Annotated in this window: 12 protein-coding genes and 1 pseudogene; 8 read left to right on the plus strand and 5 right to left on the minus strand. The window is 70.4% G+C overall.

Annotated features, from left to right (window positions below; genetic code table 11):
* Window positions 1-1087: 1087 nt before the first annotated feature.
* Entirely contained in the window at window positions 1088-1426 is a 339-nt protein-coding gene (locus AB0I98_RS36955; RefSeq protein WP_362949510.1) for a transposase family protein, read from the plus strand.
* Between the two features lie 60 nt (window positions 1427-1486).
* Here AB0I98_RS36955 and AB0I98_RS36960 read toward each other — a convergent pair whose 3' ends face one another.
* The 3 genes from AB0I98_RS36960 to AB0I98_RS36970 form a co-directional block, all read right to left on the minus strand.
* Window positions 1487-4066, minus strand: a complete 2580-nt coding sequence (locus tag AB0I98_RS36960) for an NlpC/P60 family protein (protein ID WP_362949512.1) — start codon at window positions 4064-4066, stop codon at window positions 1487-1489.
* A gap of 197 nt (window positions 4067-4263) precedes the next feature.
* The gene (locus AB0I98_RS36965; protein ID WP_362949514.1) at window positions 4264-5025 is read right to left on the minus strand and encodes an ISAs1 family transposase; all 762 of its coding nucleotides are present in this window, start codon (window positions 5023-5025) and stop codon (window positions 4264-4266) included.
* Window positions 5026-5236: 211 nt separating this feature from the next.
* A complete protein-coding gene (locus tag AB0I98_RS36970; RefSeq protein ID WP_362949516.1) occupies window positions 5237-6151 on the minus strand; it encodes a helix-turn-helix domain-containing protein in 915 nt (304 codons plus the stop codon).
* Between the two features lie 458 nt (window positions 6152-6609).
* Between AB0I98_RS36970 and AB0I98_RS36975 the strand changes: the two genes are divergently transcribed.
* Window positions 6610-7161 carry a hypothetical protein gene (locus AB0I98_RS36975; protein ID WP_362949517.1) on the plus strand — a complete coding sequence of 184 codons (552 nt, stop codon included), beginning with the start codon at window positions 6610-6612 and terminating at the stop codon, window positions 7159-7161.
* Here the strand turns inward: AB0I98_RS36975 and AB0I98_RS36980 are convergent.
* Entirely contained in the window at window positions 7140-7433 is a 294-nt protein-coding gene (locus tag AB0I98_RS36980; protein ID WP_362949519.1) for a hypothetical protein, read from the minus strand. The two genes, AB0I98_RS36975 and AB0I98_RS36980, sit on opposite strands and share 22 nt — an antisense overlap.
* Before the next feature lie 116 nt (window positions 7434-7549).
* A complete protein-coding gene (locus AB0I98_RS36985; protein ID WP_362949521.1) occupies window positions 7550-8770 on the minus strand; it encodes a metallophosphoesterase in 1221 nt (406 codons plus the stop codon).
* 146 nt (window positions 8771-8916) lie between these two features.
* Between AB0I98_RS36985 and AB0I98_RS36990 the strand changes: the two are divergent.
* The 6 genes and pseudogenes from AB0I98_RS36990 to AB0I98_RS37015 all read left to right on the plus strand — a co-directional run.
* Window positions 8917-9027: pseudogene (locus AB0I98_RS36990) on the plus strand (D-arabinono-1,4-lactone oxidase); the annotation flags it as partial.
* Between the two features lie 666 nt (window positions 9028-9693).
* The gene (locus AB0I98_RS36995) at window positions 9694-11172 is read left to right on the plus strand and encodes a sugar transferase (RefSeq protein ID WP_362949523.1); all 1479 of its coding nucleotides are present in this window, start codon (window positions 9694-9696) and stop codon (window positions 11170-11172) included.
* A 73-nt stretch (window positions 11173-11245) separates the two neighbouring features.
* Window positions 11246-12562, plus strand: a complete 1317-nt coding sequence (locus AB0I98_RS37000; RefSeq protein ID WP_362949525.1) for a nucleotide sugar dehydrogenase — start codon at window positions 11246-11248, stop codon at window positions 12560-12562.
* A complete protein-coding gene (locus AB0I98_RS37005; RefSeq protein WP_362949527.1) occupies window positions 12552-13832 on the plus strand; it encodes a glycosyltransferase family 4 protein in 1281 nt (426 codons plus the stop codon). The genes AB0I98_RS37000 and AB0I98_RS37005 overlap by 11 nt, the downstream gene beginning before the upstream one ends.
* A complete protein-coding gene (locus AB0I98_RS37010; RefSeq protein ID WP_362949530.1) occupies window positions 13829-15199 on the plus strand; it encodes a Wzz/FepE/Etk N-terminal domain-containing protein in 1371 nt (456 codons plus the stop codon). The genes AB0I98_RS37005 and AB0I98_RS37010 overlap by 4 nt, the downstream gene beginning before the upstream one ends.
* Window positions 15196-16722 (plus strand): Wzz/FepE/Etk N-terminal domain-containing protein, encoded by a 1527-nt coding sequence (locus AB0I98_RS37015; RefSeq protein WP_362949532.1) that lies wholly within the window; start codon window positions 15196-15198, stop codon window positions 16720-16722. The genes AB0I98_RS37010 and AB0I98_RS37015 overlap by 4 nt, the downstream gene beginning before the upstream one ends.
* Window positions 16723-16724: the final 2 nt, after the last annotated feature.

Genomic DNA, 16724 nt, shown 5'->3' on the forward strand with positions numbered 1-16724 from the left:
ACCGCGACCGACATCCGCCTGCCGAACACGAAGCCGACTCTGCGTTAAGCAGCCCCAACTCGGGTCTGGAGTCAACGCGTAGAGCGGCCACCAATCCGGGGCTGCTTCACTGCGGAGGGGTGTCGAGGGCAGACGGCGCCGGGAGGCCAGGACGCTTGACGAAGGCGTTCCTTCGAACGATTCGCACTAGCAGGTGGGTCGCGACGGCACGTGGGCCAGAGTCGCCTCAGAGCGTAAGGACCGCATACATGTTCCGACTCGCTGGCTCTTGGCCGAAGCGAGACGATGGAAAAGCAGAGTTCGCGGTTCCCGCTCGACGAGCGGAAGGCGGTGCGTGAGGCGACGAGGCTGCCTGGCGGAGGCCCGAGCACACAGACTCCTTTACTCGGCCGAGTACGCTGAACACTGACCTCGAAGAACGACCCTTCGCACGCCGCTCATCGACCACCCAACTGGGGGTCAAGGGGTCGCAGGTTCAAATCCTGTCGTCCCGACAGTTCGATGAACTGTCATCGTAGGTCAGGGCCTTGGATCACACTTCGTGAGACAAGACCCTTGATCATTTTCCGGCTCTCGTCTCGCAGTTCCTCACCAACACGGATGATCTCGACGCACGGTCGCAGAGTGACGGAGCGCTTCTGGACACCCCTTCATAACAAGCCACGCTCATCCTGTGGCTTCTCAGCGGAGCCGGTGTCTTGGCCGTGCTCCTCTTCTGCAGCGACGACCACGTAACCGGAGTCCTCGTAGCCTCGCCCGCTTGCTCTTTCTCCTTCTTCTGGAGGGCGCGCAAGACCACAAGCGCGCTATGAACGGGCTTGGGCAGTGGGAGTACCCGCTTGCCGTTGAAGGTCTTGGCTGCTTCTCAACGACCTTGTTTCGTGGACCTAGCTCTAGCTACCGCGATATCGCGCGATTCCAGGCCCGCCTCGGTCAGCATGACGCTGTCGTCCGCACACTCCAACTGCTTACGACGCCGAACCGCCCGGGGACCGGCACAGGGTCTTTTGCATGATCGCGATGTGTCCGGAGTGTCGAAGTCCCATGAGCACCGAGCGAGCCCGTGCCTGCCTGCTCCTCTTCCCGCATGCCCGCCGGCCTGGTCGATCTGGCCTCCGCCGCCGCACCGGCCCCGCTGGCCGACGCCGTCGACCTGCAGCGATTCCTCGCCCACGTGCCCGATCCGCGGGATCGGCGCGGGCGGCGCTACCCGCTGGCCGCGGCCGCCGCCGCGGTCCTGGCCGGAGCCCGGTCGCTGACTGCGATCAGCGAGTGGTTCGCCGATGCGCCCGGCTGGGCGCTGCGGGCGGTGGGCTTTTGGCCGGGCGGGGAACTCGGGGCCCTGAGCGGGTATACGGGCGGAGTCGCTGTCGTCCATACCGGCCTGGCCGCGAGCCGCAACCAGGCGCTTCGCCATGACGGGTGAACGGACATGGCGGAGGCCGCCGCTCCGGTGCGGGGCGGCGGCCTCCGGTGGTGAGGGCCGTCAGGTCGGGGGCGGGTTGCCCGGCTTGCACTCCGGGATGCCGTCCTGCCAGGCGCCGCCCTTGAGGTAGATGTTGCTGATCCACCCCTTGCGGTCCGAGAGGTAGCTCCAGGCGTCGTTGGTGTAGCCCTCGGACGTCACCGTCTGGGCGTGCTTCTGGCACTGCGCACGCACCTGGCTCGGCGCCGGCAGCGTGGTGACCACGGGTGCCTGCTGCGAGGCGTCCGCGCGGATCTGGACGTTGTCGCCCCAGGTGCCGCGGTAGTCGGGGCTGTCGCCGATGCCGCCGCCCGGTTCTGTGGCGCACTCGGGGACACCGTCGATCCAGGCGCCGCCGCGGATGTAGATGTTGGAGATCCAGGCGTTGTGATCGGGCAGATGGGACCAGGCGTCGTTGGTGACCCCTGCCGAGGTGACCTGCTCGCCGCGGGCCTGGCAGTCGATCCGCAGCTGCGTCGGCCCCGGTAGCACCTCGGTGGCCGGGGTGCCGGTCGACGGGCCGCTGCGCAGCTGCACGTCGGTGCCCCAGCTCATGTGCTCGCCGCCGGGGTCGCCGTCGGCCGGTGGTGCGGGTGAGCCGGCGTCGCCGGAGCAGGCCGGGATGCCGGGGAGCCAGCCCGGGCCCTTGACGTAGATGTTGGAGATCCAGCTGCCGCCGTGGTCCGGCAGGTGCGACCAGACGTCGTTGGTGTAGCCGTCGGCTGTCACTGTCTCGGCGCGTATCTGGCAGTCGATGCGGATGCCGGTCGGGCCGGGGAACGTCGTGTGCACCGGGGAGCCGGTGGCCGGCTCGGTGTGGGTGTTGACGTTGGTGCCCCAGGTGGAGTTCGGGGCGTTGCCCTGGCCGCCGCCACCGCCCTGGCCGCTGACGCGGACGGCGCCGGCGTAGTCGTCGTGGCTGCGCAGCTCGGCCACCCGGATCTTCTCGTTGGACTGCGGCGCCTCGACGATCATCCCGTTGCCCAGGTAGATCGCGACGTGGTGGATGCTGCCGGGACCGCCGAAGAACACCAGGTCGCCGGGGAGCAGCGCGGCCTCTCCCTGCTGTGCCGTCATGCGGACCGGCCAGGAGGCGTTGTACATCTGCGAGGCTGTGCGGTCGCCGAGGATGTCGTGCCCTGCCGCCTTGTAGTACGCGTAGCGCACGAAGCCGGAGCAGTCGAAGCCCTTGCGCTGCGGGTCGAACCGGCTGCGCTCGGGGTCGGAGGAGTCGACGTGCCCGAAGGTGGCCTGGGGCGGGCTGACGCTGTGGCCGCCGCCCCAAGTGTACCAGGTGCCGGCGGCGACCTCCGCGCACGCCTCCCGGATCGCGGCGGTGGACATGCCGTCGGTGGGGCCGTGCGGGTTGCACGACTTGTCGTTCGGGTCGAACAGCGGCGGCGGCGGGTTGTCCGGCTGCGCGGCCGGGGGCGGCGGCGCCTGGGGTGGTGCCACCGGGCCCGCGCCGCCGCCGGCACCGCCCTGGCCGGGCGCGACCGGCGGGCCGGGCGGGGTCTGTGCGCGGTGCTGTTGGTGCTGGATGGCTCGGTAGACGACGCGGTTGCCCATCTCGACCGGCGTGGGTCCGGGCTCGTACGGATCATTGCGGACCTGGTCCTCGTAGTCCGTGTGCGGACCCTGACCCATACCGAGCCTGACGAGCTGCGCGTTGATGTCCGCCGGCGCCGCGTCCGCGGTCAGCGGGATTCCGGTGTTGCAGAAGGGGTCCTCGGTACGGCAGATGTCGAAGTACCTGCCGTTCCCGCCCAACCCGGAGAACTCCTCCGGCACCATGATCCGTCCCAGCGCCCCTCCGAGTTGAGGGTCGGACTCCACCGAAGCAGGCGGATCGGACGGCCGCTCATACTCACCGGGGAGGACCGGGCTGTCGATCCTGATCGGTTCGAAGGACCCGGACTTGGTCTCCATCTGGCGGGCCTCGTACGGTCGGCCGGCCATCCCGCGCTGATTGTTCATCCGGCTGGGGTCCGCGATGTTCAGGATGCCGGCCACCACGTCCTGGTGCTCCTTCATCAGCGGCTCCTGCATGGCCCGCTTGATCACATGCGCGCCCATGGAGTAGCCGACGAGGATGACGTTGGTGCTCGTCCCGCAGGTCGTGTCGTACCACTCGATCCGCTGGGCGAGCGGGCCCTTGGCCGCCTCCACGTTCGCCCAGTAATCCGACCTGCCGGAGTTGTACGGGAAGGCGTGCAGGTCGACGAGGTAATTGCCGTTCGGATGCTCGTCGGACGGGACCGGAGGGCGAGGGTTCACGTTGGGCGGCGAGGACCCGATGCCGTGCCGGTCCAGAGCCTCGGTGATGCCCCACAGGTAGGGGTTGAGCTGCGGATGGCCGAAGGGCTCCTGGGCCGAGAGCTGGTGTCCCCCGCCGGCCAGGCTCAGGACCACCCAGTTCGCGCAGTGCGAGGGCTCGAAGTCACGCGCGTTCGACGGCGGAGGCTGCGTCGGTGGCGGAGGCGGCGGCGGTTGCGCGGCGGCCTGCTGTGCGGGCGCGGAGAGCAGCGTGCCCACCAGCGCTACGGCGATGAGGAGGGCCCGGGCGAGCAGTGCGGGTCCGGGCGGTCGTGAGCGTGCCAAGTCGGGATCCCCCGCTTTCGCGGTATGCGATGCCGGTACATTGCCGATCAATCACGCTGGCAACCTCGCCGGGAGGGCCTCAACTGCCGTTACTGAACCAGCGGTTGACGGTCACCACACCCTCACGTCGGCAACCCGCCGGTCACAGCCGTCTGCGCCCGCGCTGCGCCACGCGGGTAAGGCACTCCGGGCCGCGCTCAGCGCTTGATCAACCGCGCCGCCCCCCGCAGGGTCCTTTGCATGATCGCGATGTGTCCGGGTTGGTCAGGCTCGGCCGAGGGCCGTGAGCGGGCGGAGGAAGTCCGGCGCGTGTTGCCGGAGTCCGGCGGCGATGTTGTCCCAGCCGTCCTGGCGCAGGGGTCCGATGGCCAGGTTGCGTAGGCTGGCATGGCCCGGGGGAGCCGGCCGGTGCGGACTTTGGACTCGTCTTCGCGGAAGGTGCGGTCGCGCACGTGGTGGAGCCGGTTCTCGATCAGCCAGTGGCCGCGGATGAAGGCGGCGAGCTGGGCGCCGCCGACCGCGCCGGGCGGCAGGCTGGTGACCAGGTAGTGCCGCTCGATGGTCAGCTTCCCGGTGGTCAAGTCGCGGCGCCGGCGCACCGCCTGCAGGGCCTGGACGGCGTCGGGGTAGTCCAGGTGGGCGAAGACGGCGGTCTTCAGCCGGCGGATCTCGATGCGCTGATGGCCGCGTTCCTTGGCGTAGTGGTCCAGGGCGATGTCGCGCCAGGGCAGTCGGCGCAGCCGCCGGTGCAGGCCGGGGTGGTTGGCCTTGGCCGCCGCGAGGTAGTGGGCGCCGCGGGCGCGCAGGTAGCGGCCGTGGCCGTGTTGGGTGTGCAGCGCGTCGGCGGTGATGACGGTGTCGGTCAGATCGAGGCCGCCCAGCAGCGGCGCGAAGGCGGAGATCTCGTTGCTCCTGTGGGTGACTTGGCGCTGGGCGAGCACCTCGCCGGTGTGGGCCATGGCGGCCGGCAGGGCGACGGCCGGGTGGCGGCGGTGCGCGAGCCGCGCAGCGTCTTGCCGTCCACGGCGATCGCCCGCAGCCCGCGGGGGACTTCGCCGTCGGACCGGTCGGCGGCGCGGGCCGCCCGGAAGGTGCCGATCGCCGCGCCCAGCCCGTCGCCGTCGACACCGGCCGGCACCCGGTGCGGATGCGGCGCCGGCACCGCCGCGGTCAACGGGTCCGCGCCGTGTGGCGCCCATTGAGCAAGGCCTTGCCGAGGGGAGTGAGGGTGTGACAGACCGTTTTGCCCTGCCTTCGGGACGAAACCAATCCCGCCTCCCGAAGGACGGCGGTGTGCTGGCTGGCGCTGGCAGGCGAGATCCTGAGGCGGTCTGCGATCTGGCCGGTCGTGGCACCGGTCCCTGTGGTTTCGAGAACTGCTGCCCGTGTGCGTCCCAGTAAGCCGGCGACCGCCTGGCCGGCGGGGCCTGTGGCCGCGAATATCCCGGCCGCCGCCAGAACGTCTCTCACCACGGGGTAGATCAGCATCAGTTCCCCGCTGGGTGAGCGGAACATCAGGGGGTGGCGACAGAAGACCGAAGGGGCCAGTAGCAGCCCACCGCCCGCCAGGTCGATGTCAAGGCTGTTCGTCCAGGGCAGGAAGGGGAACTCCAGCACCGGCTGCTGCCAGCGAAGGGATGGGTGGAGCGATGCGAGCATGGCGCCGACGCCCTCCGCGGCCATGACGTGGATCGCGGCAGCCCGTTCCGTGTGAACGAGGGCCTGGATGCGCTCCCAGTACGGTGCGACGGTGGCGTGGTACGCATCGCGCAGGCCACGGTCCAGGCGACGGGCGGCTGCGCCGTTGCCCTGCGCTGCGGTGAAGACCCACGGGGGCAGCATCGCCTGTCCCTTCGGGGGATACAGGGACAGTTCGTTGCGTAAGGGCCGGGGGTCACTCAGCAGCCCGTCGAGGGCGCTGTCCACCTCGGGCACGGTGCCGACGAGGGTGAACAGATCCAGCATCCCCTTGCCCGGCACCGCAATACCGCGGGCGAGTACCGGCAGGTCGCCGGCAGACAGCCTCGATTGGGCGTGCGCACGCCAGCCGTCGAACAGGGCGGCTTCACCGCGGTGCTGGACCACCTCCAGGCTGAGGTGTGCCTCTGCCAGCGGTCCAAGGGGCGCGATCCGAGTCCGTGCGAGGTCCTCGAATGTGAAGTGGATACGGATCACTGCTCCCCCTGCGCGTCCCTGCCGGACGTTTCAGCCTGAGCCGAAACGTCTGTCCCGCGCCCGAGCCCAGGCCCCAGTCTTGAGGCGTTGGGCGGGCAACGACAAGGCGGTATGCGGACGTTGGAGGCAGCACAGTCACCGCCAGACAGATCCCGGCCACAGCGCGCCCTCATTCAAGGGAACGAACACAGCTTCAATCCATGGCGGCGGTGCGGGGCACCGCTCGACGGGACGCTCGTGGCGATCGGACAAGGTCGCAGAACACGTGAGCCCCTGCCTCTACGCGGCCGTGAGCAGCCGACGGCGAAGGGAAACCCGTGCGCACGAAGACAAGAGTGGGCCTGGTGAGGATCACCCTCACATCGACGATGATGGTGCTCGCCACGGTCGCCGGCACCGGCGGGGCGGGTGCCGCCGGCGATGGCCGCGCAGCGTTCGTTGCGGAGGCCCGCGCGGCGGGGCTGAGCACCGCGCAGGCCAACGGCCTCCAGGACAGGGTGGATGCCTACCTGGTCAAGCTGGGTGGAAAGGGCACCCAGGCGTCACCCAACCAGATCGACCTCAACGGCGCAGTCCTGAACATCCCGGTGCCGGGGGAAGACCAGCCCCGTCAGCTGGGTGAGACGACCGCGAACGGGATCAGTGCTACCGAGTGCGTGGGCGGAACGCCCTACGGGTGGTTCTGCGCGTATTCAGCGTCAGGCTTCGGCGGCGCCAACATCGGCATGTACGTGTGCGGCGAATACGGCATCCCGCTCTCCTGGGACGACACCTCCGGCTCGTGGCGTAACAACCAGACCACAGGCACTCGCCCCCTGCTGACCTTCGATGACGGGACGCCCTGGCGGATGCCCCCTGCCTTCAGTTCGGTTCGCGAGTTCGTGAAATGGGGCCCGGTTCAGAAGATCCTCAACTGCTGACGAGGCATACGGCCTTCCTCCGGGGCCATGCCGGGCCGGCAGCGGTCGCGCGCCCATGTTGGACGGTGGCCGGTCGGCACCTCGGGTCGAGGAACGAGCCCCTGGGAGTAGTAGTCCTCGAACGGATACAAGCAGCTCTCCCAGGTGTACCAGCCCGCGACGAGATGGACATTCGACCGTATGACGGTGTCCCCGACGCCCTCCCGGGTGTGGCCCCAGTCGTAGTTGCCGGACGCCAGGTGGATACGGCGTTCGATGCACGACACGTCCATGTCCGGGATTGGGACAGGCCGTCTGATCCTGCTCCCTGGTGAGGTAGGCCGTCGCGGCCTCGGGGGCCACTGGCTGTCGTGCACCACGGTGAGCGGATGGGTTGGCGCGCCCAGTGCTACGGCCTGGTGGGCGGGTGCGGGGAGCGGAGCACGAGCAGGGTGATCTCGCTGGGGGCGAAGACGCGGAATGGCGGGCCCCAGAAGCCGGTGCCGCGGCTGGTGTAGAGGAGGGTGCGGGCGCCGTGGTGGCTGAGGCCGGCGAGGGCGGGCTGGTCGATGCGGACCAGGTGGTGGAAGGGCCATATCTGGCCGCCGTGGGTGTGGCCGGAGAGTTGGAGGTCGATGCCGTCGGCTGCCGCCCGGTCGACGAACTTGGGCTGGTGGGCCAAGAGCAGGACAGGGTGGTCGGGGTCGGCGCCGTTCAAGGCTCCGGCGAGGTGGGCGCCGTGGCCTGCCAGGCCGGAGGACTCGGCGGTGACGTCATCCACGCCGGCGACCACGAGGGTGTCGCCTCCGCGTTCGAGCAGCAGATGGCGGTTGCGCAGCGGCTCCCAACCCAGTTCGTCCATCAGGTCGACCCAGCCCTGGGCCTCGCTGTAGTACTCGTGGTTGCCGGTGACGTAGACCCGGGCCCGGCTGGCCCGCACGGTGGCGAGTGGGGTGGCCTGGGCGCGGCGGCGTTCGGCCGTGCCGTCCGCGATGTCGCCGGTGTGGCAGACCAGGTCGGCTTCCAGCGTGTTCACCGTCTCGCACACCCGCTCCGACCAGCGGGCGCGGTCGAGTGGGCCGTAGTGGGTGTCGGTGATGAGGACGACGCGTGTGCCGTCCAACCCGGCACCCAGTCGTGGGAGTTGTACGTCGAGGCGGCGCACGCGTGGCACGCGGCGGGCCTCGGCGTACCCCCAGGCGAGCAGTACGGCGGTGATGCCGAGGACGGCCCACGTGACGATCCGGGCCCGGTCCTGACTCTCGCCGACGCCGGCCAGGGTCAGGGCGAGCCGCAAGGGGACGCCGAGCAGAATCGACCAGGTGAACAGAACCCAGCTGGCGCCCAGCAGGGTGTCACCGACGATCGCCGCCCCGTCCTGCTGGCGTCGGCCGTGGCCGCGCCCCATCGCGAGCGGCATACCGACGAGGCCGAGGGCGAACAGGGCGGTGCCGACCAGCGTGACGGGCAGCGGCCAGTGCTGGCCGGTGTGCAGGAGCATCCAGCAGGGAACGGCCCACAGCAGGACGGGGGCGATCAGAGGGAGGTAGCGCATCAGGCGGAGCAGTCGGCTCTGCCGCGGAGCTTGCACTTCGCTGTCGGCGGGGCGGGTGTCGCTGGTGTCGGTCACGCTTCCCCTCTCTGACCAGGCTGCCGTCTCGCGCACTGTATCCGGTCGTCCTCGGGCCGGCCGGACGGGCGTTCATGGGTGCGGCCCTGTGGAGCGAACGGTTCTGGTGTGGTTGTGCCGCAGGAATGCGGCTGCAGCCCCCGCGTAGCGACGCCGACTACTTCGCCGAGGTCTAGCCGCGTTTCGCCGAGTTCACCGCGCTGCGTGACCGACTCGACCCCGACCGGTGCTTCACCAACGTGTACGTGCGAAGGCTTTGGGCCAGTGAACCGGCTCGGGTGGGCTCCCGGCAGGTAAATTCCGCCGAATCGGCCCCGAGCGCGGCCCAGTTGGTAGTGCGGCCACGCCTCGGGGTTGCCGGTGCGGGCACCCCGGAGACATCCCGTCATCACAGGTCAGAGGGCATGTCCTCGTCGCCGAGGCGGTCTTGGGAGGTGAATGATCTGTGGATGCGGCTTCAAAGGTTCAGCACAAATTACTCACGTCCCCCTCTTCAGACGGGGTCCGATGGTCTAGATTGACCTTGCTTCACATGCGGGACACGAGCCGACAAATGATGATCTATAGGTCTGCCGCTGCGAACGACGCAGTCGCGTCTCCGGCGCCAGACGTGAGGGTGATCAATTCGTGGAGCCCGAGAGGGGCTTCGGGTGCGGGGAGCATCCGGGGCTTCGACGGGTTTCCGCGCACCTCGAGTGGCCGGCAGGACGTACGAGTCTGCTGCCACCGGGGCGAGTTGTTCGCGTAGCGCTGCAGTAGCCGGGATGCCATGCGCGGGGCAGGAGCCGCCCGCGGGGAGGGAACAGCGCGGCGGGGGGCGGGGGGCCTCCCGAGGGGAGGAAGCGTGCGGGAGGCGGGGGCCTCCCGGGGGGAGGAACGGTGTTTGGCGACCACGTCGTACCACTGGGGACCGGGGGGGTTCTGTGCGGCAGGGGGGATTAGTCGACCCTTTTTCGTCGGCGCGCGGAGGTCTGGCGAGTGGGGCAATCAGCCAGCCCGCGATCGAGTGGGAACAGCGGTACCGCCGGGCCGTGATCACCAGCGACATGGTGGCCACCGCCCTGGTGGTAGCGGCGATCGGCAACTTCTTCGGGGTCCGGGACGCGGCCAACTGGCACGAGAAATGGGGAATTCTCGCCTTCGGTACGGAGCTGCTGGTGCTGGGAGCGTTGGCGGTGAGCCGGGCGTGGGCGCCGGCCGTGCTCGGCCAGGGTGCCGAGGAATTCCGCCGGCTCGGACGCGCACTGTTCGCGGCGACCGTCGTACTGGCACTCGGCGGGATAGCCCTCACCTCGCGCAACATCAAGCTCTGGATCTTCGTCGCGATCCCCGCGATCGCGCTCGTCACCATGACCGCCCGGTATGTGCTCCGCGTCCGGCTGCACAGACAGCGGAACGAAGGGCGGTGTCTGAGACCGGTGCTCGCTGCCGGGAGCCCGGCCACCGTGCGCGACCTGATCAACCGGACCCGCAAGTTCCCGCACCTCGGCTGGCGGGTGGAGGCGGTGTGCACGCCGGACGGGCGCGGGCTCGACGGAGACCACCTGGACGGGGTGCCGGTCGTCGGCCGACTGGCGGATGTCGCGGGCCACGTCCGCCGCGACGGCTACCGGGTCGTCGCGGTCACAGCGGACCCGCACTGGTCACCGGACCGGCTGCAGCGGCTGGCCTGGAACCTCGAAGGCAGCGACGCCGAGATGATCGTGGCCCCCGTACTGATGGAGGTGGCCGGCCCGCGGCTGCACGTCGACGCGGTGCTCGGAATACCGCTGCTGCGGGTCAGCATGCCGACCTTCACCGGGGGACGCCGGGCGGTCAAAGAGGTCGCCGACCGGCTGGGCGCGGCGGTCCTGCTGGTGCTGTTCGCGCCGCTGATGGTGGTCGTCGGGCTGCTCGTGGCGGCGGACAGCCGGGGCGGGGTGTTCTACCGCCAGCGCAGAGTCGGCAAGGACGGCCGCGAGTTCACGATGTACAAGTTCCGCACCATGGTCGCCGGGGCGCACGGGGCCCGTGCCGCGCTGGCCGGCCTCAACGAGGGTGCGGGGCTGCTGTTCAAGCTCCGCCGGGATCCGCGGGTGACCCGGGTGGGAGCGGTGCTGCGCCGGTACTCGATCGACGAGCTCCCGCAGCTTTTCAACGTGCTGTCCGGATCGATGTCGCTCGTCGGTCCGCGGCCTCCGCTGCCGGAGGAGTCCGCCGCGTACGGCCCGGACATCCGGCGGCGACTGCTGGTCAAGCCCGGGCTCACCGGCCTGTGGCAGATCAGCGGACGCAGCGACCTGCCGTGGGAGGAGGCGGTCCGCCTCGACCTGCGGTACGTGGAGGACTGGTCGCTCGCCCTGGACGCGGTGATCTTGTGGAAGACGCTACGCGCGGTGCTGCACGGGCAGGGGGCCTATTGATGCGCGGGGGTCGTCGTTCGGTGCGTGCGCGGACCGCAGGCCAAAAGGGCCTGCTTGGGGGGAGGGACAGATCATGAAGGTCAGCGTTTTCGGGCTCGGCTACGTGGGCTGTGTGTCGGCCGCGTGCCTGGCCAGCATGGGTCACGAGGTCATCGGCGTGGACGTGAACCAGGTGAAGGTCGACCTGGTCAACGACGGCAAGGCCCCGGTGGTCGAGGAGCGGATCGGCGAGCTCATCGCCGAGGTCGTGCGGACCGGTGCCTTAAGAGCCACCGGCGACGTCCGCGAGGCGATCATGGGCAGCGAGGTGTCGCTGGTCTGCGTGGGCACGCCGTCGGAGCCCAACGGCAGCCTGTGCACCACGTACTTGGAGCGGGTCACCGAGGAGATCGGTGCCGCGCTGGCCGAGCGGGGCGGGCGGCACACCGTCGTGTTCCGCAGCACCATGCTCCCGGGCACCTGCCTGAACCTGCTGGTACCGATCCTGGAGAAGTACGTCGGCGGCACCGCCGGGGTGGACATCGGAGTCGCGGTCAACCCGGAGTTCCTGCGCGAGGGCACGAGCGTGCGGGACTTCTTCGACCCGCCCAAGACCGTCATCGGCGAACTCGACCCGGCCAGCGGCGACGCGGTGCTGGCGCTGTACGACGGCTTGCCCGGCGAGGTGTTCCGGGTGCCGGTCCCGACGGCCGAGGCGATCAAGTACGCGGACAACGCGTTCCACGGCCTCAAGATCGGCTTCGCGAACGAGCTGGGCGCGGTGTGCCAGGCGCTCGGGGTGGACTCGCACCAGGTGATGGACGTCTTTCTGGCCGACCGCAAGCTGAACATCAGCCCCGCCTACCTGCGCCCCGGCTTCGCCTTCGGTGGCTCCTGCCTGCCCAAGGACCTGCGCAGCCTGGTCCACGCGGCGCAGCGGGCCGACATCTCGGTGCCCATCCTCGCCCATGTGCTGCCCTCCAACTCCGCACATCTGCAGCGTGCGGTGGAGCTGGTCGAGCGCACCGGCAAGCGCCGGGTGGGCCTGTTCGGGCTGTCCTTCAAACCCGGCACCGACGACCTCCGCGAGAGCCCGCTCGTCGAGCTGGCGGAGAGACTCTTCGGCAAGGGGTACGACCTCAAGATCTACGACGCCAACGTGAGCCTCTCCCGGCTGATGGGCGCGAACCGCGAGTACATCGAGACCCGGCTGCCGCACCTCGCGCAGCTGCTCGCGGACTCCGTCGACGAGGTGATGGAGCACGCCGAGGTGTGCCTGGTCGGAACCAGGGATACGGCGGTGCTGTCGGCGCTGCCCCATGGCGACGGCCCGGTGATCGTCGACCTCATCCACCTTCCCGACGCCGAAGCGCGGCGGGCCGAACCGGGGTACGTGGGCCTTGCTTGGTAACACAACGTTCGATGACACAGTCCGCGGCGACGGGTCGAAGCGACGCGCGCTGATCCTGGTGGAAAACCTGTCGGTGCCGTTCGACCGGCGGGTGTGGCAGGAGTGCACGACGCTGCGCGACGCGGGCTGGGAAGTGCACGTCATCTGTCCCCGCGGGGAGAAGCGGGACACGGAGCCGGAGGCCGTGATCGACGGGGTGCGGATCCACCGCTACCCGTTGCGCGCGGCCGCCGGAGGACCGGCCGGCTACCTGCGGGAGTACGGATCGGCGCTCTGGCACACGGCCCGGCTGGCCCGCAAGGTCGGCCCGGTCGACGTGGTCCACGCCTGCAACCCGCCCGACCTGCTGTTCCTGCCGGCCCTGTGGCTGAAGCGGCGCGGCGCGCGGTTCGTCTTCGACCAGCACGACCTGGTACCCGAGCTGTACCTCTCCCGGTTCGACCGCGGCGAGGACCTGCTCTACCGCGCCGTGTGCGCGCTGGAACGGCGGACCTACCGGGCCGCGGACATCGTCCTCGCCACGAACGAGAGCTACCGGGACGTCGCGATACGCCGCGGCGGCCGGCGTCCTGAGGACGTGTTCGTGGTGCGCAGCGCGCCCGCGATCGAGCGGTTCCAACCGGTGCCGCCCGAGCCGGAGTTGAAGCGCGGCAAGCCTCATCTGCTGTGCTACCTCGGCGTCATGGGACCTCAGGACGGCGTCGACTACGCCCTGCGGGCCCTGGCCAAGCTGCGCGACGAGCTCGGGCGGACCGACTGGCATGCGGTGTTCGTCGGCTCCGGCGACGCCTTCGACGCGATGGTGGAGCTGTCCCGCCGGCTCGGACTCTCCGAACAGGTGCAGTTCACCGGGCGCATACCGGACGCCGACCTGGTGCGCTACCTGTCCACCGCGGACGTGTGCCTTTCCCCCGACCCGCGCAATCCGCTCAACGACGTGTCGACCATGAACAAGGTCCTGGAGTACATGGCGATGGGCCGGCCGATCGTCTCCTTCGACCTGAAGGAGGCGCGCGTCTCCGCCGATGACGCCGCCGTCTACGCGTCCGCCAACGACGAGGCCGAGTTCGCCAAGCTCATCACGCTGCTCCTGGACGACCCGGAGAAGCGGGCCCGGATGGGCGAGATCGGCCAGGAGCGGATCAGCGGGCAGCTTTCCTGGCGGAACTCGCAGGCGTCGCTGCTCGCCGCCTACGCCGCTGCCTGCCGTGACCACGCTCCGGTGTCGGCGGGCAACCCGGTCCGGACAGGGAAGAGGCCGCGCCGATGAGCGATGACACAGTTCGTCTCGTCACGGTCGGGCGGATTTTCCGACGGCGCTGGCGGCTTCTCGCCGTCCTCGCCGTGGTGGGCGCGCTCGTCGGCTACGGCACCTCCTTGCTGATTCCGCCGAAATACACGACGTCGGCATCGGTGCTGCTGCCGGGGGCGTGGGAGGAGCGCGAGCTGCTGACGCAGGCAGAGATCGCGACCAGTTCGGCGGTGGTCGACCGCGCGGCCGCGCAGCTCGACTGGAGGGGCGTCAGCGGCAGGGAGCTGCGAGAGCGAGTGAGCGCCAAGGCCGGCGACGGGAACATCATCAAGATCTCGGGTACGGCCGACACTCCGGAGCGCGCACAGCGGCTCTCGGACCAGGTGGCCAAGCAATTCGTCGCGTTCGTCGCGCGGATCGCGGGCGACAGCACCGCGGCGGGGCCCGAGGCACTGCGGAAGCAGGTGGAGCAGACCAGCCGCCGCATCACCGACCTGGCCAATGCGACTGATCCGGGGCAGACCGTGGAGAGCGTGCAGGCCCGCACTCAGCTCGAGCAGCTGCGCACCTCGCTGGAGGAGGCCATGACCAAGCTGGCCGAGGCCGACCCGGCGACCACCAAGGCCAGCCTGGTCGTCATGGGGCCTGCGGTCCGGCCGACCGGCGAGGCCCCGCCGACGAGGATGCAGCTGATGGTCGCCGGGGCGCTGCTGTTCTTCCTGCTCGCGGTCATCGGCCATCTCGCCGCCGCACGGGCGAGCCGCCGACTGCGCACCGAACCGGAGATCGCCGCCGCGCTGAGCTCGGCGCTGCTGGGCACCGTCGACGTGCCTGGTGAACGGTCCGCGCACCGGCCGGAAGACCGTAGCCCGCGGGCTTTGATCCGCCGGCTGCTGGGCGTCGATACCCGGTGGGACATACCGACCCCGCGGAGGTCCGGCGACGAGGCCAGCAGGCGGATCCGCTACCGGCGGGTGTGCGCTCGCCTCCGGGAAAAGCTGCCGGCCCCCCGGCGGCTGCTGGTGGTCGTACCGGACGGCGACGAGATCGCCCGCCGGGCCGCCGGGCAGCTCGTCACCGAGGCCGGGAGCGATCCGCTGCTTCGGGTGGTGGAGGTGTCGGTGTCCCAGCCGATGGTGCCGGACCGCGCCAGGGAGTCCGGTGCCCTGGTGGTGCTCAGCGCGGGCAGTTGGACCGCGGCGGAGCTCACCGGCATAGCCGAGGCGTGTACGGACGGCAAGCACCAGGTCGTCGGCTTCGTCGTCGCCGGCACCGTCGTCGCCGGAACGGTCCAGGCCCGTCCGACGCCGTCTGCCGGCCGGACGCCGGATGACGCCACTCCGGCGCTCGCGGTTCGCGGCCCCGCACCGGGAGGTTCGTTGTGACGACGAGTACGACTTCGGAGTCGTCGGCAACCGCTCCGCTGTTCGACCTACAGGCGCTGGTGGTGGCGGTGCGCAGGCGCCGCCGCCTCTGGTGCTCCATGGCGCTGCTGGGGCTGCTGATCGGCGCGGCGGTGGCGGTCCTGCTGCCGGCGCCGCCGACCGCGGTGACCACGGTGCTGGTCGCGCATCAGGACGACCAGCCGAACGACCCCGGAACGCTGATCCGCACCGACGTCGAGCTGCTGCGGACCACGCGGGTCGCCGGCAAAGCCCTCGAATCCCTCAACTCCCCGGAACGCCCGGCCGACTTCATGCGGGACTACCGCGGTACCGGCTTGACCAACAACCTGTTGCAGATCAATGTGACGGGTGACAGCGACGCTCAGGCGGTGGCCCGGGCCAAGGCGCTGGCCGACGCGTTCATCGCTGACCACCTGACGCGGATACGGGAAGCCGCGAACGCTGAGGCCGAGGCCCTGCTCGACCGGCGCGACCGCTTGCGGGACGAGCTCGCCAAGGTCAACGAGGCCATCGGAAACCGGCCTCCGGAAGGCGACCCGTCAGCGTCGGCGGACCTCGAGTCGCTCTTCGACCGCCGGGCCAAGCTCAACTCGCAGATCGACGAATACGACCAGCGCGCCGAGGAGGCGCGCATCGGCACGCCCCAGCTCATCGCCCGCACGCAGATCGTGGACGGCCCACGCACGGTGCGGCATTCCCTGCCCAAGGCCGTTGTCACCAACGCCGCGATCGGCCTCGTCGTCGGGCTCGCCCTCGGGCTCGCCCTTGCCGCGGTCCGCACGGTGGTGGCCGACCGCCCCGTGTTGCGCCGGGACATCGCGGCGAACCTGGGCGCCTCGGTCATCGCCGAGCTGCCTCGCCGGTCGGGCAGGCTGTGGCAGCGCCGACGGACCCGGGTGACACGCGAACGGCTCACCGCGCACCTGGCCCGCACCGTGCGCGGCTCCGCGGAAGCGGAACCGGTGTCGCTCCTGGAACTGGGCTGTGCGCGCAGCACGAGCGTGATCGCCCTGAACCTCGCCCGGGCCCTGGCGGCGGAGGGGCCGGCGGTCATCATCGACGGTCTGCCCGGCCCGCAGCTCGCGAAGCGCCGCCAGAAACCGGGAGACCCCACCGTGGTCAGCGGCGAGCGTGCCGCGGCCGTGCCGCATCAGGAACTCCGGATCGGCGTCGGCTCGGTGGCGCCCGGCACAGCGTGGACGGACCTCCGGTACCTCGGTACCCGGACCGTGCTGGTCGTACGTGCCGGGCACGGCAGCGCCGCATGGCTGCACACCGTGGCGCGGCAGCTCGCGGACCAGCGCATCCCGGTGATCGGCGTGGTGCTGATCGACCCCGATCCGCGTGACCGGACCGACGGCACGCTGTGGGACGGGCTGCACGCCGCGCTGCGCGGCCGCAGCGAGACGCCGGTCCGGCAGAACGGCACGGGCCAGCGGCGGACGGAGCGGCTGCCGGTGTGGGCCGCAGGGGGCCCGGACAACGACCAGGAAGCGCGGTAGCA

The organism is Streptomyces sp. NPDC050211 (assembly GCF_040656035.1).
Taxonomy (GTDB): Bacteria; Actinomycetota; Actinomycetes; order Streptomycetales; family Streptomycetaceae; genus Streptomyces.

What these genes read in the sequence shown, in the direction of transcription:
- AB0I98_RS36975 (WP_362949517.1), top strand. Translation starts at nt 6,610, where the DNA reads ATGATGGTGCTCGCCACGGTCGCCGGCACCGGCGGGGCGGGTGCCGCC.
- AB0I98_RS36955 (WP_362949510.1), top strand. Translation starts at nt 1,088, where the DNA reads ATGCCCGCCGGCCTGGTCGATCTGGCCTCCGCCGCCGCACCGGCCCCG.
- AB0I98_RS36980 (WP_362949519.1), bottom strand. Translation starts at nt 7,433, where the DNA reads ATGGACGTGTCGTGCATCGAACGCCGTATCCACCTGGCGTCCGGCAAC.
- AB0I98_RS37000 (WP_362949525.1), top strand. Translation starts at nt 11,246, where the DNA reads ATGAAGGTCAGCGTTTTCGGGCTCGGCTACGTGGGCTGTGTGTCGGCC.
- AB0I98_RS37010 (WP_362949530.1), top strand. Translation starts at nt 13,829, where the DNA reads ATGAGCGATGACACAGTTCGTCTCGTCACGGTCGGGCGGATTTTCCGA.
- AB0I98_RS36965 (WP_362949514.1), bottom strand. Translation starts at nt 5,025, where the DNA reads ATGGCCCACACCGGCGAGGTGCTCGCCCAGCGCCAAGTCACCCACAGG.